Source organism: Butyricimonas sp. Marseille-P3923 (assembly GCF_900184685.1).
Classification (GTDB): Bacteria; Bacteroidota; Bacteroidia; order Bacteroidales; family Marinifilaceae; genus Butyricimonas; species Butyricimonas muris.
In genome coordinates, this window is record NZ_FXXL01000007.1 from 1386071 (window position 1) to 1413051 (window position 26981).

Here is a 26981-nt window from a genome sequence, read left to right on the forward strand (position 1 = left end):
TCTAAAATCATCAAATCTAAAATTAATCGGCTTTAATTCTAAATATCAAACAATACGTCACCGGAAGAACGACAATCGTCAACAAACTCGCCACGAGCAAACCGCCCATGATACAAGCCGCCATTCCCCCGAACATCGCGTCAAACAACAAAGGCAACATACCCAATATCGTTGTCCCCGACGCCATTGCCACCGGAACGATTCTCGACTTCGTGGCTTGCAATACCGCATCCAGCGGAGCCAACCCGTTCTCCTGCTCTATACCGATCTGATCGACCAGCACAATCGCGTTCTTGATGTTCATTCCGACCAATCCCAACACTCCCAGCAAAGCGAAGAAGTCAAACATCTTGCCCATCACCAGAAGCCCGAACACGACACCGATAAAAATCAACGGCACCATCAACAAAATAATCGTCGGTTTCCGGTAAGTCCTGAAAAGCAACAGCAACACGATAAACATCAGTATAAACGTCAACGGCATATTGGCTGCCAACGCCTCGTTGGATTCCGCCTGACTCTCGTCCTCCCCGAATATCTTCATCGTGTACCCTTCCGGCAAATCCATCTTCTTCACCTTATCCCATACCTGTGCGGAAGCGGCTTTCGCGTTAGCTCCCCGTTTCGGATCACATTGTGCCATCATCACCCGGTCGCGATTGTACCGTTTAATCACGTTATAATGATAATTATAGGCAAAACTATCCACGACTTGTGCCAAAGGGACCGTGAACCCCCGCGTGGCAAACACGGGCAAGGTCTTCATGTTATCCAGATTCTTGCTATCGAACCCGTCCTCTTTCAACAGAATAGGCATAAACAAATCCTTCTCGCGGAAATCACCGAGAGCCAACCCGTTCGTCGCTATTTTCAAAGCATAAGCCACGGATTGACGGGTAATACCCAAACGTTGTCCCCGTTCCTGCGAATAGGCAGGCTCCCACACGGGCACTTTATTTCCCCAGCTACTGCGTACATCCGTCACCATGTCACATTCCCGCATCATGCCCATTGCCCGCTCCGTCAATGCTGCCAGTGTATCTATATTCTCCCCGATAAACCCTATCTCGATAGCCGCTTCCACCGCCGGCGACAACTTGAACAACGAGGAACGGATCAGCATATCCGGGTAATTCTCCCGCACGTAAGTATTCAACCGCGCTTCAACCACCGGGGATTGCTCTTTTTTCTCCACCTCGATCAACAAGTTGCCGAAATTCGCTTTCGGACCGAAAGAAGTACTTGCCAGATAATACCGCAACGGCGAGCCCCCGATCGTCACGGAAACATTCGTCACTTCCTCCTGCTTCATCAAGTAAGATTCGATATCCGACATCATCTTCTCGGACTCCCGGATACTGAAACCTTCCGGCAGGAAACAATCCGCACGGAAATAAGGTTTATCCATACTCGGGAAGAAATTCTGCGGCATCACCCCCATGATATACATCGAAGCCAGAAACAAACAGACAACCGACACGATCGTCACCACCTTGTAACGAATCAAGCCCCGCAACACGGACACGAACCTGTTATAAAACTTCGTGTCATACGGGTCTTTCCCCTCGCCCCCGGAATTTTCTTTCAAAATAAAATTACCGAAAACCGTCGTCTGCGTCAATGCCAGAATCCAACTCAAGGACAGGGATATCGCCAACACGATAAACAACGGCTTCACCATCTCCGCCACCGAAGAAGGAGCCAAATACAAAGGCAGGAATGAAAATATGGCAATCAACGTGGCACCCAACAATCCCCATTGCGGGACAGTAGCCCCCCGTATCAACGCGTCCCGCCGTCGCATCCCTTTCTTGATTAGTATCTGGGCATTATCCGTCACCACGATAGCGTTGTCCACCAACATACCCATCGCAATAATAAATGCCGCCAACGACGTCCGGTTCAACCCGACACCCATAAACTGCATGATCAGCATCGTGCCCCCGATAGAAAAGATCAACGAGGAACCGATCAACAATCCGGCACGGGACCCCATCACCAACAAAATAATAAAAATCACGATCACGACAGATTCCACCAGATTCAACAGGAACCCGTTATTCGCCTCCCGCGCGATCTCGTTTTCCGGGTAAAGCGTCACCAGTTCTATTCCCACGGGCATCAACTCTTCCAACTGGCTCAAACGTTCTTTCACCTTATCCCCCGTCTTCACCACATCCCGCTCCGGATCAGTCGAAACACCAATCCCGATAGCCCGCTTTCCATTAACCCGCATAAGGCTACCCGGCGGATCGAGATATCCCTTCTCGATCGTGGTAATATCCCCCAACCGCACCTGTTGTCCCGTTTGTGTCACAATCAACTGGTTGCGGATATCATCCAATGTCTTGTACGTCCCGTCCGCCAATATCTTCAATTCCAGATTTCCCGCACGCTTCTCGCCCGTGTTTATCAATGAATTTTGCGACTTGATCGTCTGCATCAACGAGTTCAGATCCACTCCCGAGTTCGCCAACTTCGACATCGTGATATACACGTTTACCACTTCCGTCTGCTCCCCGTACAAGGCGACTTTCTGCACCCCGTCAACCGACACGAGTTGAGTTTTCAACTTCTGCCCCCACTCCCTCAAATCGTGATAAGAAAATCCTTCCGCGGCAGTCAACCCGTAATAAATACCAAACACGTCACCGAAATCGTCCGAAACGCTGATCGTCGATGCCCCTTGCGGCAAAGCCGGTTGAATATTCAACACCTTGCGCCGCAACTCGTCCCACATCTGCGGCATCTCGTCCGGTGGGGTTGCCGGATTCAATTCAATCTGAATCTTCGACATCCCGTAATAAGAATCCGATTTAATCTTCTTCACCCGCCGCATCGACTGTATTTCCCGCTCGATAGGCTCCGTGATTAATTGTTCCACCTCGGCAGGCGTCGCCCCCGGGTATTTCGTTATAATAACTGCCGTCTTTATCACGAAAGGCGAATCTTCCTTCTTGCCCAACAAATCAAAGGAAAGCACTCCCCCGACCAACAAAATAGCCAAAAAGAAATAAATCACTTTCGTGTTATCCAGCGAATATCTTGCTATATTCATAACTCCCCTTTATTTTAACAGCTTTACTTTCTGTCCTTCCGTGATATAATTCACCCCGGCAACGACAATAATATCCTCGTTCGCGAGTCCCTTCTGTACCATTATCTTGTCACTCCCGAACAATTGTCCGATCTCAACCGTCTTGCTCTTCACCGTTTCGGTTTTAGGATCATACACCCACACGGAAGTCGCGTTCGTCGTCGGATTCTTGAACAACGCACTCATCGGCACGATATAACCATCGCCCTCCGCCGTTTCAATCTTCAAGTTCACCTTGCAAGAGAAACCGGGATAAATATTATGAATGTCACGAGAAAAACGACTGTCATCAATCACCAGTTTCACGGGAATACCCGTCCCGTCGGGAGAAGCGTCTATAAATTCCTTCACCCTCGCCTTGAACCAAATCCCCTTGTACGTGTCAAACTCCACGGTTACCGTCATCGGCGTGCGAGTCAGATCGACACTCGTTTCCGGCAATGTAAAACCTACTGCCAACTTATTCGGGTTCACCAGCTTGACAATCGACTCGCCGGGCATCACTTTCTGGTAATTCTCCACGAACTTCTTCTCCACGAACCCGTCAAAAGGAGCCCGCAATTTGGTATCCTCCAATGTATTGGCAGAAGTCTCGTAAGCGGACTTCCCTTTTATATAATTCGCTTCCGCGATCTCGTATTCCTGCTTGGAAATAGCCTGCATGGACAACAACCTCTTGTTCCGCTCCAACTGAGATTTTGCCGTCAAATAAGCCGCCTTATTCGCCTCGTATTGCAACTTGTAATCCAACGGGTCTACCGCGGCAATCACTTGTCCTTTCTTCACCTTCTGCCCCTCGTCCACGTTCATTGCCACCAGCGGCCCCGATAACTTAAATGCCAGATTACTATATTCCTCGGCTTCCACCACTCCCGTGTACAACTTATTAATCGCCCCCAACGACTCCACGTTCACAACTCTCACGGGACGAACAATATCCTGATACGTCTCCTTTTTCCCTTTACACCCCGCCCACAAAAAAGCAGGTATCATGCAAACCATCCATGTAAATCTCATAAATCCATTGACTATTTAATTATAAATCATTCCAACAATAGGCTATACAGCAAGGATTATGCCAAAATCCCCAACCCCACAATCTAACCCCACCTATTAATCACTTTACCTGACACATATACGGAAAAAAGCGGACAAGGTTCATCAAGCAACACGACTATTTCACGAGAACCGCAAATACAATAAAAATAGCCCTGCCCCCAAAAAAAAGAAGACTATAAAAATAGCCTTCTTTTTTATACTAATAATTATATGGACATTACTTCACCAACCCCGCCGTCCTCAACCGAATCTCCGTCAGAATCTTTTTCGTGTACAACGGAAACTCCCCGTTCAGCATCCACGCGAAATAACCGGGTTGCTCTTTCAAGACTTGAACCACGGGTACGCCTTTATTTTTACCGAAATTAAAGACCTCTACCCCATCCTCGTTATACACGATAAACCCGGCAAAATCCGCCGTGTTATTCTGCGTCGAAAACTTACTCAAGAAAGCGATATCATTCTCCAACGTGTCCTGATACCGGTCCAACTGGGCTTTCAACACCTCGTAAGTAGCTGTCGTATCGGCGGCAGCCGTATGCGCGTCGTCCAAATTTTTATCGCAATAGAAACGGTATGCCGCACTCAACGTACGCTGTTCCATCTTGTGGAAAATTGTCTGCACGTCAACGAACTTGCGTTTCCGCATATCGAAATCCACGTCCACACGCAAGAACTCCTCCGCCAACAAAGGAATATCAAAACGATTTGAATTGTATCCACCCAAATCACACCCCTCGATAAAGCGAGCCAAATCCTTGGCAATCTCCTTAAATGTCGGGCAATCCTTCACGTCCTCGTCATATATCCCGTGAATAGCTGAAGCCTGTTCCGGAATGTGCATCCCCGGGTTCACGCGTACCGTCTTCTGCTCCTCTTTCCCGTTCGGCATCACTTTCAGAACAGAAATCTCCACGATCCTGTCCTTCGCGATATTAATACCCGTCGTTTCCAAATCAAAGAACACGATCGGGTTATTCAATTTTAATTCCAAGTTATCAATTTTTGATTTAAAATTTAAGATTTCAGATTATAAATCTCACCACAACGTCCAAAGCGCAAGCCCGCACAAGGGGAAATCTAAAATCTAAAATCTAAAATCTAAAATTATTAAACCATCATCGGCATCAACAACATCAACAAATCCTCGTTCTCGTTATCATTCTCGTAAGGCAAGAACAAACCGGGACGACTCGGATCGGACAATTCAAGTACCAAAGACTCCGTGTTCAAATTGGACAGGATTTCCTGCACGAAAGGAGATTTAAAGCCGATAGCCATCTCGTCGCCCTCGTACTGGCAAGTGATCGTCTCGTGTCCGGACATAGCGTAATCCACATCCTGTGCGGAAATCACGATCGTGTTGTTACTCAAATCCAACTTCACGAGATTGCTTGCCTGATTAGCCATCACGGATACCCGTCTCAACGAATTATACAACTCTTTCTTCTCGATAATAATCTTCTTCGGGTTATTCTGCGGGATCACGGAATTGTAGTTCGGGAAACGTCCCTCTACCAGCGTGCAAACCATCTTGTAATTCCCGAACGTGAAGCAAGCCATCTTCTCGTTGAACTGCAATTGCAATTCACTCTCGTCCTTCGGCAAGATATTCTTCAACAGCAAAGACGGTTTCTTCGGTAATATCAAAGAGAATTGATCCCCGTCCGTCTTGGCGTCAAACCGTTTGTAACGTACCAGCTTGTGAGCGTCCGAAGCCACGAACGTGAAATTATCCGCGTTCATTTCGACCAGAATACAATTCATCACCGGACGCAGATCATCATTCGCGGTGGCGAAAACCGTGCGGGTAATACCCTCCAGCAACATGCCGCAATTGGTATTAATCGAGGTCACCCCCTCGCTCATGGCAGACTGCACCGGGTAATCCTCGGCACTCTCGCCCGGAACGGAAAATTCTCCCTTGTCCGAGATAATCTTCACCTCGTTCGTTCCGGTATTAATATCGAACGTCAAAGGTTGTTCGGGGAACTCTTTTAAGATATCCAGCAACAACTTGGCGGGAATAGTGATACTCCCCGGGGTTTCCAGATTCTCCAACTCCACCTTCGCCTCCATCGTGGTTTCCTTGTCGGAAGCCGTCGCGTAAAGCGTATCGTCTTTAGCGACCAATAAAATATTATCCAAAATCGGTTGCGCGGGCTTTCCACTAATCACCTTGCTCACCGCCTGCAACCTCGTCAAAAAACTACTACTTGATACTACAAATCTCATTATCTTACTTTTTTATCCATTACCCATTAATCGTGTTCTCAACTTCCTCTACCGTGATCGGGGCACGACGGTCACCCATGCATTTGCACCCGTCCTTCGTGATCAGAATATCATCCTCCAAACGGATACCGCCGAAATCTTTATACGTTTCGATCTTATCATACACGAGGAACTCTTGATGCAATCCCTGTTCTCTCCATTGGTCTATCAAAGCGGGAATAAAATAACACCCCGGCTCGTCCGTTACCACGAATCCCGGTTGCAACTCCCGTCCCATGCGCAAAGAAGAAGTACCGAACTGGTCAATCGGACGGGTTACATCATCGTACCCGACATAAATCTGTCCCAAATCTTCCATGTCATGAACATCCAATCCCATCATGTGTCCCAAACCGTGAGGCATAAACAAAGCGTGCGCCCCCGCGGCAACAGCGGCATTCACGTCACCCTTCATCAATCCCAAATCCTTCAAACCTTGAGCCAACACTTTACAAACTTCAAGATGCACGTGTTGGTAAGTTACTCCCGGACGGGCAATTTCCATCGCTTTGTTGTTACAAGCCAACACGATATTGTACACGTCCTTCTGCCGCTGGTCGAATCTCCCGCCCACGGGAACCGTACGCGTAAAGTCCGAACAATAACACATGTTATTCTCCGCGCCGGCATCCGTCAGCATCATCCGTCCCACGGTCAACGTTTTACTATGATCGTGATTGTGCAACGTTTCGCCATTCTGGGAAAGAATCACGGGGAAAGAAACCATACTCCCGTACGAAGCGGCAATTCCCTCGATCAACCCGGCAATATACTGCTCTTTCTGTCCCGCCAAAGCGTGTTTCATGGCAGCGACGTGCATCTCGTAACCGATGTTACAGGCCAGATTTATCTGCTCTATCTCGCACTCTTCCTTCACGGAACGCAAAGACACGACAGCCTTGATCAATTCCAACGACGCGTAACTTTTCAATAGAGAATGATTGATGCCCAACAAATCCTCGAGCAACAACATATTATGATAGCGATAAGGCGGCAGGAAATGAATTTTACGACCTTTCCCGATCGCTTCCTTCAGCACATCAGCCAATTTAGCGAAAGGAGCCGATTGAGTGACGCCGACTCCGGCGGCCAGTTCCTTCACGCTCGGTTGCGGTCCCATCCAGATGATGTCGTCCATATCCACGTCATTCCCGAACAGACAGGTTTCCCCGGAATCCACGTCCATCAACCCGGCAAACCCCGGGTGATTCAAACCGAAGAAATAAAGGAAAGAACTATCCTGACGAAATTTATACGTGTTCGACGGATAATTTGCCGGCGCTTCCTCGTTGCCGAGTATTAACACTAAACCACCGCTCATCTTCTCGATAAGTCTCTTTCTTCTATTGATATACACGTTTTTATCAAACATATCTGTATTATTTAATTATTAATTTTTTCCTGCAAAAACGAGTTGACAAGGTAGAAATTTTTTTTCAATGTCACAACCTACTAATTTTAGATTTTAAATTTAAAATTTAATTACCCGTTCGGCAATCTTTTAAATCCCTGAATCTATTGATATTCTCATTTGTCGTAAACCGAGGGAGTATATCTTCAAGACTCGGTGTGTACACAAGGAATTACAATCCCGAATAATTATCGTGAATAAATACAACAGGTACTTTTCATACCACAAATTTCATACAATTCCAAATAAAACACCATCCATTTTTTATCGCGATAGAGTATAGATGGAAGTTTCATGGGAGTATAATAGAAGATTTACCCTATAAAGTATATTTAAAGAACCACTTATATGGGATATACCCTATAATCATGGGTAGTACATTGCACAATCAAGTATAAGACTTCGCCCCACGGGTAGCTGTATTTAAAATCAATTTAACGTGCCACTTTTTTATTCCTGAACAAAAATGCCCCGAACGGCAAACATATTCCGGCGATCAATACCTGATAAGCACCGTAAAGGACCCGTGTCTGTTGTGCCATCATATTTCCGGCAACAGTCATCTGGGCTCCTTCCTTGTTCAACCCGAGAGCAATCAATTGCCACATCACCGCGAAAGCGGCAAGCAAGGAAAATATCGAAGCCAAATATAACAATCCCCCGGTCATATCGTTTTTTTGCTTTCCGCGCAGCCCGAACAGGAATGCCAAAGCGAACATAATAAACGTGAACCAACCGGATGTCCGGTATCCCATAATCATACCCGAATTTCCCATCTCGTACCACGGTAAAAAAGTGGCGATCATACCGATAATCGCGATAATAAAAACTACTAATTTTTGCTTGCTCATAACTTCAATATTTTAGATTTATCCCTAATATTCGTTCAAAAAACTACAAGTTTTACGCAATTCGACCACATAGGTTATCCCCTCTTTATTTAAAACAAGTATAAACTCTTTTTTTTTGAAATTATTTATCGCTTTTACTTGAAAATCGCAATAACAATGAGTAGTTTCGCGCTTTGATTATCTAACAAGGAATATCCTTGTGAAAGTTGCGTCAATTATATGCTAAATGATTATAATATAATATATAACTTTAATGTTTTTTGTTATGAAACCGACACATATTGAACACATCGGCATCGCAGTTGCCAGCTTAGATGAAGCAATCCCGTATTATGAAAACGTTTTAGGATTAGAATGTTACGCTATCGAAGAAGTAAAAGATCAAAAAGTTAAAACCGCTTTCTTCAAGGTAGGACAAACTAAGATCGAATTACTCGAATCTACAGACCCCGAGGGTCCTATCGGTAAATTCGTGGAAAAAAACGGTGGTGGTATGCATCACATCGCGTTTGCAGTAGAAGATGTTCAAGCAGCATTAAATGACGCTCAAGCCGCCGGCTGTCAACTGATCGACAAAGCTCCGCGCGGAGGTGCTGAAGGATTGAGAATCGGATTCCTTCACCCGAAATCAACGTTCAGAGTATTGACTGAACTTTGCGGAACAAAATAATTTTAATGAACGGCCTCACATAAATCATGACAATATGACAAATCAAGATAAAGTCAAAGAATTAATCGACTTACGAGTTCAGGCAAAACTTGGAGGGGGTGAAAAGCGTATCGAATCCCAACACAAAAAAGGGAAATATACCGCGCGGGAAAGAATCGCCATGTTGCTGGATGAAGATAGTTTCGAGGAGTTTGACATGTTCGTAACACACCGTTGTTACAACTTCGGCATGGAGAAAACCAAATTCTTGGGCGACGGTGTCGTTACCGGACAAGGTACTATCGACGGACGCCTCGTGTTCGTGTTTGCCCAAGATTTCACGGTCTTCGGCGGTGCCCTTTCCGAAATGTTGGCACAAAAAATCTGTAAGGTTATGGATAAAGCCATGACCGTGGGAGCCCCGATTATCGGGTTGAACGATTCCGGTGGAGCCCGTATTCAAGAGGGGGTAAACTCTTTGGCCGGGTATGCTGAAATTTTTGAACGCAATATTTTGGCCTCGGGAGTAATTCCCCAGATATCTGCCATTTTCGGTCCTTGCGCCGGAGGTGCGGTGTATTCTCCCGCGTTGACGGACTTCATCCTGATGACCGATCAATCGTCCTACATGTTCGTGACCGGACCTAAAGTAGTAAAAACCGTAACGGGAGAAGACATCAGTACGGAAGAACTGGGAGGTGCTGAAGTTCATTCTACCAAATCCGGTGTTTCTCACTTCTTGGCGGAAAACGAAGAAGAAGGGATCGCTACTATTCGCGATTTACTGTCTTATTTACCTTCCAACAACTTGGAAGAGGCTCCCATGGTGATATGCAATGATCCTATCGACCGTTTGGAAGACAAGCTGAACAGCTTGATACCGGACAACCCGAACCACCCGTACAACATGATGGAGGTTATCGAGGCTATCGTGGATAACGGCAAATTCCTTGAAGTACACAAACGTTATGCCCGCAATATTATTGTCGGTTTCTGCCGCATGGGAGGACGTTCTGTCGGGGTTATCGCCAATCAACCGAACTTCTATGCCGGGGTGCTTGATATAGAATCATCACGCAAGGCTGCACGTTTCGTGCGTTTCTGCGACTGTTTCAATATTCCTGTATTAACGTTGGTTGACGTGCCGGGATTCTTGCCCGGACGCGTGCAAGAGTATGGTGGAATCATCACTCACGGCGCAAAACTGATGTTCGCTTACGGGGAAGCTACCGTTCCTAAAGTAACCGTGACTTTGCGTAAATCTTACGGTGGGGCTCACGACGTGATGTCATGCAAGCAATTGCGAGGTGACTTCAACTACGCTTGGCCGACGGCACAAATCGCCGTTATGGGAGCCAAGGGTGCTATCGAGGTGTTGTACGGTAAGGAGTTGGCGGCTATCACTGACGCCGAAGAGAAAGCCAAATTCATCGCGACAAAAGAAGAAGAGTACAACACGGCATTTGCCAACCCGTACAAGGCTGCTTCTTACGGGTATATTGATGATGTTATCGAGCCGCGTAACACTCGCTTCCGCGTGATTAGAGCCTTCCAGTCATTACAGACCAAACGTGTTACCAACCCGATGAAGAAACATTCTAATATACCTTTATAATTTAAGATATGACCATGTTAGCTATCAATTGGGGCTACGCGCTCCTCGTTACCGGGATAGGGATGGGTACCGTGTTTTTGTTGTTGGTTATTTTGATTTGGATCATTAATTTACAAACAAAAATCACGGATCGTTTGGAAGACCAAGTGAAACCCCAACCCAGTGTTACGGCACCTGCGGTAACAACCGATGCTCATCCGACGCCACATGAACAGGCTGCCATTGCCATGGCAATGCACCTGTACTTTGACTCGCATGATGAAGAACCCCACGTCATCACGATACAGGAGGTAGAAAGACGCTATTCCCCGTGGAGTTCTAAAATTTATAGCATGAGAAATCTTACCAAGTAACAATTAAAGATTATGAACAAATTTAAAATCACTATAGACGAGAATAATTTCGATGTCACCGTGAGCGTAACAGATCATAACAAGGCTACTGTTGAGGTAAACGGGATTTCATATGATGTACTTTACGAGAGCAAAAACACAACGTCAACACCCGTTGCTCGTAAGGCTGCAGCCATCCCTGCCGCCACGCTGGTACATCATTCATCCTCCAACACTTCATCTAACAAAACTTCAATCAAAGCCCCGCTTCCCGGTACGATTTCTGCCATTAACGTGAAAGTAGGCGACCGCGTGAAACGCGGTGATACTTTACTCGTGATGGAAGCGATGAAGATGGAAAACAACATCATGGCTAACAACGATGGACAGGTGAAGGCTATCCATGTGACTGTCGGACAGTCTGTTTCCCAAGAGGATTCGCTTGTTGATTTGGCTTAATTCATCGTAAACTTGTTAACAATGAAACAATTAAAGAAATATCTTTTAAGCATAGCGACATTACTCGGGTTATTCATTCTTCCGTTTAGCGCGAGCGCGGAAGAGATTGATATGGGAGAAAAGGTAATGAAGTTTATAAATGACACGGGTTTCGCACACTTGTCAAACGGTAATTGGCTTTGTATCGTCATGATACTGGTGTCATGTGTACTGTTTTACTTGGCTATCGTGAAAAAATTCGAGCCTTTGTTATTATTACCTATAGCCTTCGGTATGTTGCTGACCAACCTACCCGGAGCCGGGTTGTATCACCCGGAACTTTTCGACGGTGGGCATATACATTGGGCAAATTTCGCGGACGCTAACAATGTCGGGCTATTGGACTACATCTATATAGGTGTTAAGTTAGGCATATATCCCTGTATTATTTTTATCGGCGTAGGTGCCATGACCGATTTCGGTCCGCTGTTGGCAAACCCGAAAAGTTTTCTTCTGGGGGCAGCCGCGCAGATCGGTATCTTCGCTACCTTCTTGGGTGCTATCGCATTAGGATTCACTTACGCGGAAGCAGGTTCCATCGGGATTATCGGGGGTGCTGACGGACCGACGGCAATTTACCTGACCTCGAAACTGGCACCGGGCCTGCTCGGTCCTATCGCGGTTGCGGCCTACTCGTACATGGCACTGGTACCCGTGATTCAACCACCCATCATGAGAGCGTTGACAACTCAAAAGGAACGGGAAATCGTGATGAAACAATTGCGTAAAGTTTCCAAGAAAGAGAAAATCGTGTTCCCTATCGTGGTAACTATTTTCGTGTCCTTGTTATTGCCATCGGCAGCCCCGCTAATCGGTTGTTTGATGTTGGGTAACCTGATGCGTGAAAGCGGTGTCGTGGATCGATTGAGTAAAACCGTTCAAAACGAGTTAATGAATATCACTACCATATTCCTCGGTATTTCCGTGGGAGCGACTACTACCGCGGCGGCATTCTTGAATTTCCAGACGTTGGCAATTCTGGTAATCGGTATTTTGGCGTTCAGCATGGGTAGTGCCGGTGGCGTATTACTGGCAAAATTCATGAACTTGTTTACCAAAAACAAGATTAATCCGTTGATCGGCTCAGCCGGAGTTTCTGCCGTTCCGATGGCAGCCCGCGTGTCACAAAACGTGGGACAAGAAGCCAACCCCGGCAACTTCCTGCTGATGCATGCCATGGGACCAAACGTGGCGGGAGTTATCGGTTCTGCCGTTGCCGCCGGTATCCTGTTATCGTTCTTGGGATAAGACAATCAATATTCAAAATAACAGAGGCTATCTCAAATAAAAATGAGATAGCCTCATTTTATTTCCCGATAATATAAATAATCACTATTTTTGTCCAAACAATTATAAATAAATTAGTTCAATTATGGGTATTAGAGGTTTCGGTAGCGACAACTTTTCAGGTGTACTACCGGAGGTTTTCAAAGCACTGGAAGAATCCGCCTACGGGCACGCTCACTCCTATGGAGAAGACTCTTACACGGAAAAGGCTGTTGCCGATTTCAAAGAGATATTCGGGGAAGACATCGATGTATATTTCGTGTACAACGGTACCGGGGCAAACATCTTGAGCCTGTCCGCCTTCACGCATTCATACAACGCCATCATCTGTGCCGAAACAGCACATATCAACGTGGACGAATGCGGGGCTATCGAAAAACAAACAGGAAGCAAATTACTGACCGTGCCCACGTTCGACGGGAAATTGAATGTCGGGTTAATCCAGAACCACATGCACCACTTCGGTGACCAACATCACGTGCAACCCAAAGTGATTTCGCTCACGCAATGCACAGAATTAGGAACCGTTTATTCGCATGACGAATTAAAAGAGATATGTGACTTCGCTCACGCCCATGACATGTACGTCCACATGGACGGGGCACGCATAGCAAATGCCATCGCTCACTTGGGATGTTCCCCGGCAAGCATAACGAAAGAAGTCGGTATCGACGTCATGAGTTTCGGGGGCACGAAAAACGGGATGATGTTCGGGGAAGCAGTAATCTTCTTTAACACGAGAATATCGAAAGACGTGAAGTATATCCGCAAGCAATTGATGCAACTGCATTCCAAAACGAGATTCATCGCCGCACAATTTTCTGCCGTGCTGAAAAATGACCTTTGGTTGAAAGCCGCTACCCACTCCAATGCCATGGCCAAGAACCTCGCAAACGCGGCGGAACAAATACCTTCCGTGACCCTTACTCAAAAAGTGGAAGCCAACGAAGTATTTGCCATTATCCCAAGAGATAAAATCCAAAAACTGCAAGACGAATGTTTCTTCTACGTTTGGGATGAAGATGCCGCCGAAGTGAGATGGGTATGCTCGTTCGACACTACGGAAAACGATATCGTCGAATTTGCTAACCTATTACGTCAGGAATTGTGCTGATGATGCACCGTGAGATTATCACAACGGAAGACGGGAGTACCACGTTACACGTACCGGGACTGAATGAACACTACCATTCCGTCCACGGCGCGATACAAGAATCCCGCCATATTTTTATCCAAGCCGGAATCGAGTATTACGGGCAAAACAGCATCCACATCCTTGAAGCAGGGTTCGGTACCGGGTTAAATGCTTTTTTAACCCTGCTGAACGCAAAGGATAACCAACGGAATGTCGTGTTCCACAGCTTCGAAAAATACCCGCTAACCGAAGAAGAACTGGCTAATTTGAACTACACGACTTTTTTCCCCGCAGAAGATGCATCCTTATTCAAAGAGATACATAGCTCCCCTTGGGAAAAAGAAGTTGAAATCACCCCTTACTTCACGTTGCATAAACACGAGGCCGACTTTTCAGACGTCTGTTTCACCGAACAATTCGATATCGTATTTTTTGATGCTTTCGCGCCGGATGTCCAACCTCATTTGTGGAGCGCGGATATCCTGTCCAAATTCTATCAAGCTCTTAAACCTAACGGGATTCTGGTGACATATTGCGTGAAAGGAATCGTTAAACAAGCCTTACGGGAAGTCGGGTTCAGCTTGAAACGTCTTCCGGGACCACCGGGAAAAAGGGAGATGCTGAGAGCCGGGAAATTTTAGATTTACGATTTACGATTGATGATTATGTTTTCCAAGGAATTAAAACAGTTACTGGACGAAAAATACGTAGAATACAACAAGTCGGAATTTTTTATCGAGACTGACCCGATCCAGATTCCCAAATGCTTTGAAGAGAAAGAAGATATTGAAATAGCGGGCTTCCTTGCCGCCTCTCTCGCGTGGGGACAACGCCCCACGATTATCAAGAAATGCAAGGAACTCATGCAACTCATGGACTACGCCCCGTACGATTTCGTGATGCACGCCGACGCCGCTGATTACGAACGATTCCGTAACTTCAAACATCGCACGTTCAACAGCTATGATTGTGTCTATTTTCTTCAATCTCTTGCCAACATCTATCGTAACCGCGGGGGACTGGAGAACGTCTTCACGGAAGCCTACCGGAAACACGGGGATATGTTCGACGTTTTGCGGGAATGGCATACCGTCTTTACCTCTCTCCCCGCCGAACCACGTGTACTACGCCATATTGCCAACGTGGACAAAGGTTCCGCCGCCAAAAGAGTAAACATGTTCCTGCGCTGGATGGTTCGTCGCGACGGGGAAGTCGACTTCGGGTTATGGAAAAACATTCCCACCTCTGCCCTACTCATCCCGCTGGATCTCCATACCGGCAACGTCAGTCGTCAACTCGGTCTGCTCACCCGCAACCAGAACGACCGCAAAGCCGTGGAAGAACTTACCGCCCGCCTTCGGGAACTGGACCCGATAGACCCGATACGCTATGATTTTTCCTTATTCGGATTGGGGGCTTTTGAAAAATATAATCACATTATTCCTTAAATCGTTTCAAATCGGAAGACGTGAATCCCCACTCGGGAGTGATGATATTCCCCGTGGATTTCAAAGAATACCAAGGTGAGATTTTGGGTTCTCCCGGGTTCTTCAATACCTGTATATCCTGTGCCGGCATATAACTTTGTGCCAACAGATACAGCTTTTCCCCGGTAGAAGGGTTTTCCGCCATATCCACCACAACCACGGCATGACCGGGCGAACCGCCTTGAATAAGAACATCCCCGATCCGCATGGAAGAAACCGGTACGGGCTGCACTTCCTTGGAAAGAGATAATGTTCCGGCATAAGCAAACACGATATCCAGATAAGCCCGGAAAGTCTTGTAAGAATAATCCTTTTCTTTCGCCTTGTACCACGAAACCTGATTTCCTTTCACGCTTATCCGATATCCTTCCGCCCACTTGGCATAGTCCGCACGGAAACCGTTCGTGAAATTGAAATGTATCTTATCATACGCTTTTTGCTTGTAAAGATATTCCGCCCGTAAACGAATCACGGCATCCGCACATTGCTGCAAATCCCGCTTGCCGATCTCCATATCGACCACGGCACAGTATACCCCCGTGTCCCGTTTTTCCCGCCCATCAAAATAACGGACCTTGGTTCCACGAGGACGCAAAGGAAGATTCCTCAGATAAGCCCCGAAAGAATCTTCCCCCGCGTTTATTCTGGTATACCCCGAAGGTGGTGCGATCCGGGTTCCAAGTGTTGTTCCCTGTCCCACCCCTTGCAGGGCAAATAAACAGCATATCCCGAAAAGTATAAAATACTTCATCTAGTCAAGTAACATTCCGGCAGCCACATCCTCCGCGACTTTCTTCGAAGTCAATTGTTCAAGGATTGCCAAACCGAATTTAAAGGTATACGCCGGACCTCTGCCTGTAATCAGGTTTCCATCCACAACGACACCATGAGGTTGCATGTCCGCCTCCGGTAAATACTCCTCGAATCCCGGGTAACAAGTCATCTGCCGTTTCCGGTCCATCTTGATCTTACTCAATACCAAAGCCGGAGCGGCACAGATTGCAGCCACGTATCCCCCTTTATCAAAATGCTTTTGTATCAATTGCACTAAAGCCGGACAGTCACCCAGATTCTTCGCACCCGGCATCCCTCCCGGACAAATCAAAAATTCGGCCTCTTCTTCCTTCACCTCATCTATCAAAAGATCGGCAACTACAGGAACCCCATGCGCTCCCGTTACTTCTTTCTTCCCGGAAATCGAAACCGTCTTTACCTCTACCGTCCCCCGACGCAATACATCTACCGTTCCAAGTGCTTCCACTTCCTCAAATCCATCTGCCAAAAATAAAAATGATTTCTTCATAATTCTTCTAGTTTTAATTGATTCTCCAAAGTTAAGAAAAAAATTATAAGTTTTCAGAGGAAAACATTTCAAACGAAATTTTGCATTGAACAGGCAAAAAACAAAAAGAGATAATACCTAAAAAATGACTCTACATTTCGTCTAAAATCAAATAAGAACGTACCCCTCGGATGTTACCCTAGTGTCATATAAGTGTTACTCTGGTGTTGTTACTCGTTCTCTACCTATACACTACCTATTCTTTGCTTATTTTCCCCTGAAATCAATATCTCAAATTATACAAACCTACTTTTAGAATAAAAAGCAGAAATTTCTAAAACTTACCTCTCTTAAAAATATTGAAGCACGAACTTTAAAAAAGCCAAACCTAAAAAGATATTCTCCTAAATGAATATCGAGGAGGAATGAATTAAAACCTCCTCAATATACCTATTCTTATATAATCAAAAAATAAACCTGTAGAGTAAACTTTTTTCAGAGTAATACAATTTTTTGCATGATTTCGTAATATTACACTTCAACATGAAACAATCATTCAATAAATAACCATTAATGCTTATCTCGCTTTCTCATTTTGGTGAAAATTTTCTCGCCATACACTAAAGTCCTATAATTCCGACATACTAAAGAATAAATATGAGCAGATTGCAGCATCATCGAAACATCATTCATATCTATTATTTCACGCACATACACCCTTTTATCTCGAACGTGATATTTTCCCGAATAAGAAAAATAAAGTGTATCTACCTTCTCTCCTAGTATACCCTTCTTCGATACAACAAAAGTGCTATCCGGGTTCAATTGCATATACCATACGACACCCGTATACTCCCCTTTTCCCTCATAATGATAAAGACCGGATAATCGAGAATAAGGACTACATGATAAAAATAACATCAATATGAATAAAAGTAGTAGCTTCATTTTCTTTTATATTTTAAGTTTGGAATTTGCTTAACAGACTCTGGTAAAATTTCTTTTACAAAATTAGGATAAGCTTTCAATAAATCCTCTTTTGTGGAATTTATATTTATCGGATAAATTCCCATATTAGCCGCCCCTCCTGGGGCATAGATTTTCCATCCACGGGATCAAAAATTCCTTGAACCCAAGGTGCTGTAATATATCCTAATCCCCGAGGATCATTTATCGGATTTATTCATTTAACAGACTGAGGATCATATACATATTGAGCTCTATATGCAGCCACTTCATCATAAACATCTTGCACAAATGTAATGCCCGTCTTCTTATTGAAACCAATATCTTGTGTTTCCTATTTGGATCTACGATCGACATTGGAAAACCGTGCCAGATCAATTAATGCTAAATTTAAAGACAAGATCGGGAAATAGCCTCTCGACTATATCCCGATCCTAAGATTATCTAATACTAAAAATTGTGGATACTCCTAATAATATCACACCCTACTTAAATGAACCTGCTAACGATAAAGCCAAAAAGCATTTTTCCATGATCCACACTCTAAAGGCGTCTTTCGTTTAGGGTTTATTTTATCATACATTTTAAATCGATGATTTCGTGCTCGATATAGGATATAATTCCCATCTGGTGAATAAGAATAAGAATAAGTAATTTCATCTGAATTTCGTCCAATTTTAGTCACTTTTCCGGTAAGAACGCCTATCTCTACCAGGTATTGTTTAAAATAAGTTGCGTATTGAAACAATAACGTTCTCTTGTCTTGCGATATTACAGGGTTTTGGTATCCCAAGCCATACGTACCTATTCCGAAAGAACTGATACGAGGCGATTTTTCCCATAACAGACTGTCCCCCTTATAGCAAGTTACATGCCCCCTATTCCGAATCTTTATTGTAAGATCATCATATTGATAAACAGCATTAGGATCTTTCAATTGTCGATAATATGACATCAAATTAGAATCTCGTAATGACTCTCGTTGAGGAACAACTATACTCGAATTCCAAAGCACACTTTTCTCTGTAACAACACCTCCTCTCTCCAAATAAAGAATCAAAGAATCTAATTTCCAAGCGTATCCTACCAAATGATACCCGCAAATATCCTCGGCCAGTATATGATCTTTAGATATTCTATAAGTTCCATATTCAAATTTTACCGCTTGGTAATCTAAAAAATGAACTTGCCCACGATTTTCAATCAAAATGTATTGTTGGGCTTTCAAATTCGTCCCCAAAAACGATATGAACAAAAACACCTTTCATTGCTTCAAGTTATTTAAATTATATCCCATAAATGCATAATCTCTAATTCGCATTTGTAAATCCAAAAACATCGGCGTTCTCAAAATAGGAATATTAAAAACACCTCCAGATAAAAGAGCCCTGGAAGCTGCAATTGTGCAATGCATATTTTTCAAGGGCATAATTAACGCCATCTTATACTTTATATCACCGGGAAGTGTATTTATATATTTTTGATAACCCGCAATATTGACCCTCTTAATATCAACAGATCGTAAAAGAATGCTTGTCTCAGAATTAGTGTAATCAACAACCGGATCTAAACTTTTAAAAGCTGTTGGCAATGTACGTTCATAATGTTGTGTACTGCCCTGTCCTCCGACCATAGCACCCCAAGAAAAAGTTTTCCCATCTTGATAATTGTAAAGTTGTGAATGTCCGTCCGTTTCTAATCTCAATTTCCCTGTGGCATTATAAGATCCTTTAATTCCAGACCAAACATCAGATAGTGTTGCAAAAGCACCTAAACCATATCCAAGATCCTCGTACCATTTATTATTTCCATCAAGGAAGAAATCAAATTTTCCACTTCGCAAATTCAAGTTACCGAACCCGAATGAAATTCCTGGGTCTATTAGGCCGTCACTTAATAGAGACATTCCAAGAGAAGAGTTGAGAGTTCCTGCCATAGTACCGATAGTGTTTGCCATAAAACCTCCACTAGCGGCAATCTCTGCACCAATTGCACCCGACATTCCACCAATAACCGCACCACCCAATATCTTTCCCCAAGTATTGCCAGAACTCCAATCCCACTTAAAAGGATTTACTTGTCCACCATTAGCCAACATTCCCCCAGAAAAAGTTCCAAATGCAGCACCTATACCAAAAGCTAACCACGAGAATTCTCCATTGGGATCTACCATTATCACAGGATTATTCCCGCAATAGCAATAAGGACTCATCATTTGAACTGCAGGATCTTGACAGAACCATCTTGCGACAACGGGATCATAAAGTCTAGCCCCAAAATCATAGGTCCCAAACACGCTTCCTCCAATAGATGCATCTTGATATTCCTTACCGTTATACAAATACTTGTTTTTATCAAGATTATTATTTTGGAATGCCAAACCAAACGGGTAATATTCCATCGTTTGAATCGTGGCTAATGTATTTCCAGATGCTTCAAGTAAAACTCTAGTACTTCCCAAATGATCACATAATGCATAATCATAAACAAAGCTATTACCACTTTTCCTGGTCAATCCTTCCGGATGAATGATATGAGATAAATTATCATTACTATAAACCATTAATCCCCGGTAATATGTCAAAGAACTCCCGACTTTCATGGCTAATTTTTCGCCATTTGCATTGTAAATGTACGAAATTATTTCAGAACTTTTGCTTATTTCTTTCGGTAAATTAATTTCGTTATAGGAAATAGTTACACCTCGATTCCCGTCCGAGATCATGTTACCATTTTCGTCATAACTAAAGTTTTTTGTACTCCCATTATTTACTATACTACTTACCGCATTAGCATTACTTGCATCAGCATACGTGTAAGTTAAATTATGAAGAATAGTCCCACTAGAATTATTTCGGATTAAAGTTTTTATATTCCCATTTTGATCGTATGTTAACCCACTAACCTTGTATCGATTATCATTTGTCCATTCCCCGTTATTCTCTTTATATGCCGCAGAATTTAAATGATTCATTTTATCATAGGTATAAATATAGGCTTTTTCCACCCCATTACCATTTTTCCACCGAATTGCATTTATATTTCCGTCATAACGAGCAGAAGCACCAGATACATTTACTTTATCGTAATCTAGATAATAACTGAAAGAAGGCGAAGATACGCTAGTGATTGCACCCCCGATTTCATAAGAATACGTTATTGTTTGGGCTCCGTTATGAATTTTACTCGTGCTCATTCGATCAAACTCGTCATAAGTACACTCGGATAAAAGGACTTTACCATTAACATTATCTCCTGTTATTTGCTGTTCCGTTTTTAAAAGACGCCCTTGCTCATCGTAAGTAAAGTATTTATTCAATTCATTCACGACATTTCCAAGTGTTTGTTTATGTTTCACCTGAATAACATTCCCTTTAAAATTTAGTAGATTTGACACGATACTAATTCCTGATGGATATAATTGTTCCACATGTTGGATACTTTCGTATCTTGAATTGTAATAGATAGCAGACAGCAACCACTGATTTGTGCTGATTCCCAGTATTTTTGTTTTCTTACCTGTTGCCTTCCCAACAACATTATCATTCTTCACCTGATCTAAAGCATCTCCGTTCGAGAAAGAGACATTCGACTGTCCGGCCCAATTATAATCGTCAAAGTACAAAATATTCAGACATTCATTTTCTGTTACAGAAACCGGGTAGGTAACATTCGTATATCCATGTAAAGCCGTACCCCTTCGCTCACCAAAAACTGTCTGAGAGGCCAAGGCAGTTTTGTGTTCTGTTTCAGAACCACTACATATCCCGGTTATAACAGAACGATTATACTCGTCATATTTAATAAACTCCCATTTATTATCAAGTCGTTGTTGTGAATTTTGCGATAATACTAAACGACTTCGTTTATCATACAAGTTTATTTTATAGCCGGCACCAGGGATATATTGTTTATATACTCGACCATATTCGTCGTATTCCGTGTAAAAACAATATTTCTGAAGCTCTGGTAATGTCTTTATTCCGGATGTAAACAATTGTTCTTGAGCGGGCGGAATCACGTAGCGAATCCTTTCTAAATCATCAAACACCTGATAAGTTGATATTTGTTCGGAACCAGATTTTGTTCTTTTCGCAACAACATGTCCTCGAGAATCCTTAAACTCAAAAGAAATATCACCCTGAGGATTCGTTATTTCAGACACGACTAACGTATTAGCTGGATAAAAACCATTTAGAACAAGAGAAGTTCCATCTAAAATAAATTTTTTCACTTGATCTTCTGTTGTATTCTTTCTATAAGCAAAACGTGTCGTATGTCCTCCTCCCATTTCCCATGAGGCTCCGGGGCTACTCTGTTCAAGAATCTTATCGTTTGAAGAATTATCATATCGAACTTCGGAGTAGGCGGGATTATTGGCTCCGTAAAGATTCTGGTAAAGAGTGGTTTGCTCTGTAATAATATTTTGATTGTAAGTCGGGTTACCAGAAAGGGTTAATGGCAAATACGTTTTTGTCTCTCGACCGGTACTGTCATAAACATGGAATGAATAAAGATTTTTTCCAGTAGGCGAAGCTTTCACGAGAATATCTTGAAGAGGTCGTCCCAAGCCATCCACGTAAGACACCGTCGTGTTGTATTTTGCATCAACATTCATCATACTAGCCTCTATATAGTACCGTGTAAGGATATAGCTCTTATTCGACGTATATGAATTTGGATCTGCTCTCTCAACAAGGGCGCTTCCCCTCATGCTAACACGTCGATTCTTGTAGTACCACTCTATCGTGTATCTTCCTGGCTCCGACACACTATTACTGTATTCTTGACCGGTACCCGTGAATGTTTTCATAACCTCTCCATTCTTTAACAAACGATACGTGTAACCTTCTTGAGTACCTGATAATTTTATGTATGCAGAAGAAGACGAATTATAAAGAACTCCTCCTCCTGAAATATCATAAATCGAAATACCATCCCCATCTTGTTGACCTAAATCAAGGTACAAACGATTACCAAAATAAGCCACTCCTCTTGGAGGCAACGTCTCAAAACAACGTTCAGCATTGATTCTCCATAATACTTTATTCCATCCTATTGGCCTAACTTCGACAATTTGAAAATTGTTATCCCACTCTCGTCTTAATCCTTGGTTACACATTTGTGCGTATTGCTCGAAAAATCTTATTTCTGGGATTACATCAACTGAAGTTTCTATCGTAACTTCTAGCCATCCGCCTTCTTTCGGGAAATTATATCGCAAAGGAGTTATTGACGTTATTGAAGATAATATGCTCGGGTAAGTTATACGAACACGTCCATTCATGTCTTTCGAGTAATTATCTTTCCACGCCACAATTTTGTAAATTCCTTCCTCATAATCTCCATCAAATTGAAGAGCCGCACCCGTTCCATTTAAATATTTGACAGTATTACCCGTATCATTTCGAATCAAGGAATAGGTTATACCTATTTGTGATCCACTTAAAACAATCCTGTGTGTCTGACCTGGAAGAATAGTTCCATCCCCAGAAACATTGAAAACGGAAATAGACGGCAAAGCTGTTTGAACAATAATCAAACTGGCATATCTACCAGAAAATTCGAACCTTCGATTAGACGAGGTAGAATTCTCTGGTATATATATTTGCCATATTCCTGTCGTGCGACTCGTGTAATATACTTCAACTTCTGCTCCTATAATACCAAAATTTGTCCTGTCATAATTAACAATATCCCTTTTCATCTGATAAACAGGGTAATCATCGAGGTTATACCGGTAAGTAAATTCTACTTCAATTCTTTTTCCTCGACCATCCGTATTGATTCCTTCTGGATTAAAACGAACAATACCATCTAATCCCTGTCCCCATGTAAACATAGAGATGAATAAAAAACCTAGTACTAAATACAATTTTTTCATAACCGCCATTATTTAGTTTATCATTTTTCTCAATATGTTGTTGCATCATGGTACACGTAACGAGTTATCAAATTCCTATCATTATCATAGATAGCTATCAAACGTCCAAAACTATCATACTCGTAATAAGTGGTATTCCCGTTATAATCTGTCTCCGATACTTTTCCAACTCCACTCTGGTAACCACATGATTTAATTCTTGCTTTAGCCGGAGCAATAATAATATCATCTATATAACATGATTTATCTCCTATTACCACCCTGTCTTCGGGATTGAATGTATCTATCGTTAATGGTGTTTCAACCTTATCCCATGTCTTCCCACCATCAGTACTTTTCCAATAAGACATTTGATATTCTCCTGGTTTTAAAATGGATAAAAATACATTGTAAGGCCCTTGTACTGCTTTTCGCCCACTTTTTGCCCAAGCCAAATCACAGTTCACGTTTCCTTCAAAATTTTGAAAATACACTTCACTTTTTCTATTTTCCTTTGAGTAACCCGCTTTATATATTTCAGCTATTGGCAAATATCCACTTCCGTATATATAGGAAACGGTATCTCCATCTTGATCATGATACTGCACGAGTTTACCCTGTTTGTCATAAGTATCAAAATATCTGCTGATTTTGTATTTAGGGTCCTCTCTTACTCCAATAACATAAGGATTTAATGAAGCTACTGGCTCGGTTAACTTTAATTCTTTTATCTTATCCAAAACTGGGGCATCCCAAAGCCCATAGGTTTCCTCCAAACACTTATACTCGTTTATCGTGCCTCCAATAATTTTATTGTCCTTGTATTGAATAATCTCAATTGGATAATTAATCATATTTTCTTGATTCATGATTTTCAGAGCATAAGCGTTAACTTTAGTAATATCTGCGTTAGCTACAGAATAGTCAAAAGGGTAAGTTATAGTCCTTCTATATACTGTATTCATGGCATCAGTAAGCGTTATCTCTTTAGGTTCTAAATAATTTGGATCATATGTGTAAGTTGTAGTCTTCGACAAAATTTCGGTTCCTGATTCTTTGATTGATGATGTGACAACAGGTTGTGATATCCATTTGTAAACACCAATTTTAGGTATCCTTAAATCAGCATTTCCAATTTTCATGTTCTCCCCGTAATAATAAGGTATATATGCTGTAATTTCTTCTCTAGCACGTAAATCCGTTTTATAAAAGAATTCTTGCTTGTACGTCTCTGTTCCTTGGGCATTATAACTTCTCATTTCTTTCAATAATCCACGAGCCCAGTATTTAGATGAATTTGGGGTAAATAACGCTGTACCTACGCTATTTCCAGAATAAACATCATAACACGCATGTACTTCATCCGGAAGCTCGTTTGACGTGATAAACTTATATATATTCCATGAACCATTAGGATATACTTCTTTCACTTCCGAGTATCCAACTGAAGCTCCATTCAAATCAAAAGGTGAAAGAATGGGTTGATCAAATGCCACATAATAATATGCCGTGTAACTTTGAGTCACGCCTAGTATCTTCATTTTTTCATAAGAATAGTATATCGGATACAAGTAATAAGGATCATTCATGAAAGCTACACCACTTGACTTTCCATTGGAGTTTGTATAATAATATGATGTGACTAATGGCTTTGCACTGACACTTTCGTATTCTTTTATTTTTTTTATTCTTAAACCTCCCTGAAATCTATCATATCCGTTAATCAACGCCCGGTTAGACTCAAATTCAAATTCTTTAAAACTACGCTCGGTATAGTATATTCGTTTTAGCATTCCAAATTGATTACACACGGTATCCACTTCCCTCGACTCTCCCTCAAGGTACCCGAAATGTACTCCTCCTGATGAGCTTCGTACACCGCATGTAAATCTGGGATGTCCGGTTAAACCTCCTCCAGTGAAATTTGCGTATCCCCAGTGATCATAAGTACTGGAGTTCCGTTTTCTCAAAGAATTAACATTATATTGAAATTTATTCAACAAACGTTTTTCGCCAGTGTAAGCAACTTCCTCGACCTTATCCAATCTCAATGCTGTATGAGAGAATGATGCGGGTCCAGAAAAAGCAGAATAAGTGAATAATATGGATTTCCAGTATAAATTGCCATTTACTGCCAATTTAATACCGGTTAGTTTTCTTGCTCCCTCTATATCAGGTCGGCCCTCTGTCGATTCAAATACTAACGATTCATTTCCCCAAGAAATTCGACTTAAATATTTTGGTTCTTTAATTTTAACTAAAGTATTTTGTTCTTGTTGTTGTTCTATATCCACCTTTCGCTCTCCAATATCATGGAACTTCAATATATACCTTTTATTATAGTTGTAAAACTCGTAATCATTACCTTTCGTGTATGTATAATTAATAGCATTACCCGTCACCGTTTCTATTTTATCGAGATACCAAGAGGAAGTAAAACTTATCGTTTTGGTTACTGTCCCGTCTTTAACAACTGACTCTGTGGTCTCCACGGTTCTAAACGTGTATTTCACACCCTGTTCATCGGTTAACATGAAGGAATAACGTCCTACCCATTCAATTTTTAATTTTTGATAGGGTATCGTATGAGCGACACCATTCGCATCCACTACAAACATCCCAGAACGTCCTGGAATTTCAAAATAGAACACGTCCGGTTCCGTATCCATATTTTTAAGTCTAGATTCAAAATTATTTCTATTCCAACCACTCAAATTTTGAATTTGACTCCAATGACTATTCTCTTGGCTCGAATATCCTCTTTCATCTGGAAGATGTCGAACAACTCTCGTAATCCTTCCTCCTGCGGATAAATTCCAACCTAAACCAACCCATGTAGCTACATCTTGTAATTTAATTCCTGAAGACTGATATGTTAATGATATTGGTATCTGTATGTCTTGAGTACTTATCGTGTATAATGGAATTTGTATATTGGCCGCCCCCGTATATTTGTCTACAGGTACATTAACACTTCTAATTAATGAAGAGGATTCCGGAGAAGGAGGAATAGAGAAAGCTCCAACATAAAATTCTTGTGCTGATCCCAATTGTGGTAAAATCATCAAAATACTAATATAAAATAGCCGTATTAATGAATATTTTTTCTTTATAATTACATTCTTTTCCATATTTTGTTATTTAATTTTCTACAAATCTTAATAAAACACTTCTG

At 42.6% G+C, this 26981-nt stretch carries 19 protein-coding genes; 8 read left to right on the plus strand and 11 right to left on the minus strand.

Annotated elements, in window-relative coordinates:
- Positions 1-22 precede the first annotated feature (22 nt).
- The 6 genes from CS948_RS17260 to CS948_RS17285 form a co-directional block, all read right to left on the minus strand.
- On the minus strand, positions 23-3058 hold the full coding sequence (locus CS948_RS17260) for an efflux RND transporter permease subunit (protein ID WP_099293091.1): 3036 nt from the start codon (positions 3056-3058) through the stop codon (positions 23-25).
- Between the two features lie 9 nt (positions 3059-3067).
- Entirely contained in the window at positions 3068-4114 is a 1047-nt protein-coding gene (locus CS948_RS17265; RefSeq protein ID WP_255302061.1) for an efflux RND transporter periplasmic adaptor subunit, read from the minus strand.
- Between the two features lie 259 nt (positions 4115-4373).
- On the minus strand, positions 4374-5150 hold the full coding sequence (locus tag CS948_RS17270) for a 3'-5' exonuclease (protein WP_099293093.1): 777 nt from the start codon (positions 5148-5150) through the stop codon (positions 4374-4376).
- Positions 5151-5266: 116 nt separating this feature from the next.
- The gene (gene dnaN / locus CS948_RS17275) at positions 5267-6391 is read right to left on the minus strand and encodes a DNA polymerase III subunit beta (RefSeq protein ID WP_099293095.1); all 1125 of its coding nucleotides are present in this window, start codon (positions 6389-6391) and stop codon (positions 5267-5269) included.
- A gap of 19 nt (positions 6392-6410) precedes the next feature.
- The gene (locus CS948_RS17280) at positions 6411-7802 is read right to left on the minus strand and encodes an aminopeptidase P family protein (protein ID WP_099293097.1); all 1392 of its coding nucleotides are present in this window, start codon (positions 7800-7802) and stop codon (positions 6411-6413) included.
- A gap of 473 nt (positions 7803-8275) precedes the next feature.
- A complete protein-coding gene (locus CS948_RS17285; protein WP_099293099.1) occupies positions 8276-8692 on the minus strand; it encodes a hypothetical protein in 417 nt (138 codons plus the stop codon).
- 265 nt (positions 8693-8957) lie between these two features.
- Between CS948_RS17285 and mce the strand changes: the two genes are divergently transcribed.
- The 8 genes from mce to CS948_RS17325 all read left to right on the plus strand — a co-directional run bounded on the left by mce (position 8958) and on the right by CS948_RS17325 (position 15656).
- The gene (mce, locus tag CS948_RS17290) at positions 8958-9362 is read left to right on the plus strand and encodes a methylmalonyl-CoA epimerase (RefSeq protein WP_099294652.1); all 405 of its coding nucleotides are present in this window, start codon (positions 8958-8960) and stop codon (positions 9360-9362) included.
- Positions 9363-9396: 34 nt separating this feature from the next.
- A complete protein-coding gene (locus CS948_RS17295; RefSeq protein WP_099293101.1) occupies positions 9397-10956 on the plus strand; it encodes an acyl-CoA carboxylase subunit beta in 1560 nt (519 codons plus the stop codon).
- A 14-nt stretch (positions 10957-10970) separates the two neighbouring features.
- A complete protein-coding gene (locus CS948_RS17300) occupies positions 10971-11309 on the plus strand; it encodes an OadG family protein (protein WP_176555103.1) in 339 nt (112 codons plus the stop codon).
- A 12-nt stretch (positions 11310-11321) separates the two neighbouring features.
- A complete protein-coding gene (locus tag CS948_RS17305; protein WP_099293105.1) occupies positions 11322-11747 on the plus strand; it encodes a biotin/lipoyl-containing protein in 426 nt (141 codons plus the stop codon).
- 126 nt (positions 11748-11873) lie between these two features.
- Entirely contained in the window at positions 11874-13034 is a 1161-nt protein-coding gene (locus CS948_RS17310) for a sodium ion-translocating decarboxylase subunit beta (RefSeq protein ID WP_366842336.1), read from the plus strand.
- A gap of 130 nt (positions 13035-13164) precedes the next feature.
- Positions 13165-14187, plus strand: coding sequence for a low specificity L-threonine aldolase (locus tag CS948_RS17315; protein ID WP_366842335.1), 1023 nt, complete (start codon positions 13165-13167; stop codon positions 14185-14187).
- Positions 14188-14189: 2 nt separating this feature from the next.
- Positions 14190-14849 (plus strand): tRNA (5-methylaminomethyl-2-thiouridine)(34)-methyltransferase MnmD, encoded by a 660-nt coding sequence (gene mnmD, locus CS948_RS17320; protein WP_099293111.1) that lies wholly within the window; start codon positions 14190-14192, stop codon positions 14847-14849.
- Between the two features lie 24 nt (positions 14850-14873).
- A complete protein-coding gene (locus CS948_RS17325; protein ID WP_099294654.1) occupies positions 14874-15656 on the plus strand; it encodes a TIGR02757 family protein in 783 nt (260 codons plus the stop codon).
- Here the strand turns inward: CS948_RS17325 and CS948_RS17330 are convergent.
- From CS948_RS17330 to CS948_RS17355, 5 genes are all read right to left on the minus strand, one after another.
- Positions 15646-16446 carry a DUF4846 domain-containing protein gene (locus CS948_RS17330; protein ID WP_099293113.1) on the minus strand — a complete coding sequence of 267 codons (801 nt, stop codon included), beginning with the start codon at positions 16444-16446 and terminating at the stop codon, positions 15646-15648. The two genes, CS948_RS17325 and CS948_RS17330, sit on opposite strands and share 11 nt — an antisense overlap.
- Positions 16447-16998 (minus strand): DJ-1 family glyoxalase III, encoded by a 552-nt coding sequence (locus CS948_RS17335; RefSeq protein ID WP_099293115.1) that lies wholly within the window; start codon positions 16996-16998, stop codon positions 16447-16449. It lies immediately after the preceding gene.
- A 1447-nt stretch (positions 16999-18445) separates the two neighbouring features.
- Positions 18446-19150 carry a hypothetical protein gene (locus tag CS948_RS17345; protein ID WP_141560980.1) on the minus strand — a complete coding sequence of 235 codons (705 nt, stop codon included), beginning with the start codon at positions 19148-19150 and terminating at the stop codon, positions 18446-18448.
- Positions 19151-19207: 57 nt separating this feature from the next.
- Complete coding sequence (locus CS948_RS17350; RefSeq protein ID WP_176555104.1) at positions 19208-23827, minus strand: RHS repeat domain-containing protein; 4620 nt, start codon at positions 23825-23827, stop codon at positions 19208-19210.
- Positions 23828-23856: 29 nt separating this feature from the next.
- Positions 23857-26937 carry an RHS repeat domain-containing protein gene (locus CS948_RS17355; protein WP_099293123.1) on the minus strand — a complete coding sequence of 1027 codons (3081 nt, stop codon included), beginning with the start codon at positions 26935-26937 and terminating at the stop codon, positions 23857-23859.
- Positions 26938-26981: the final 44 nt, after the last annotated feature.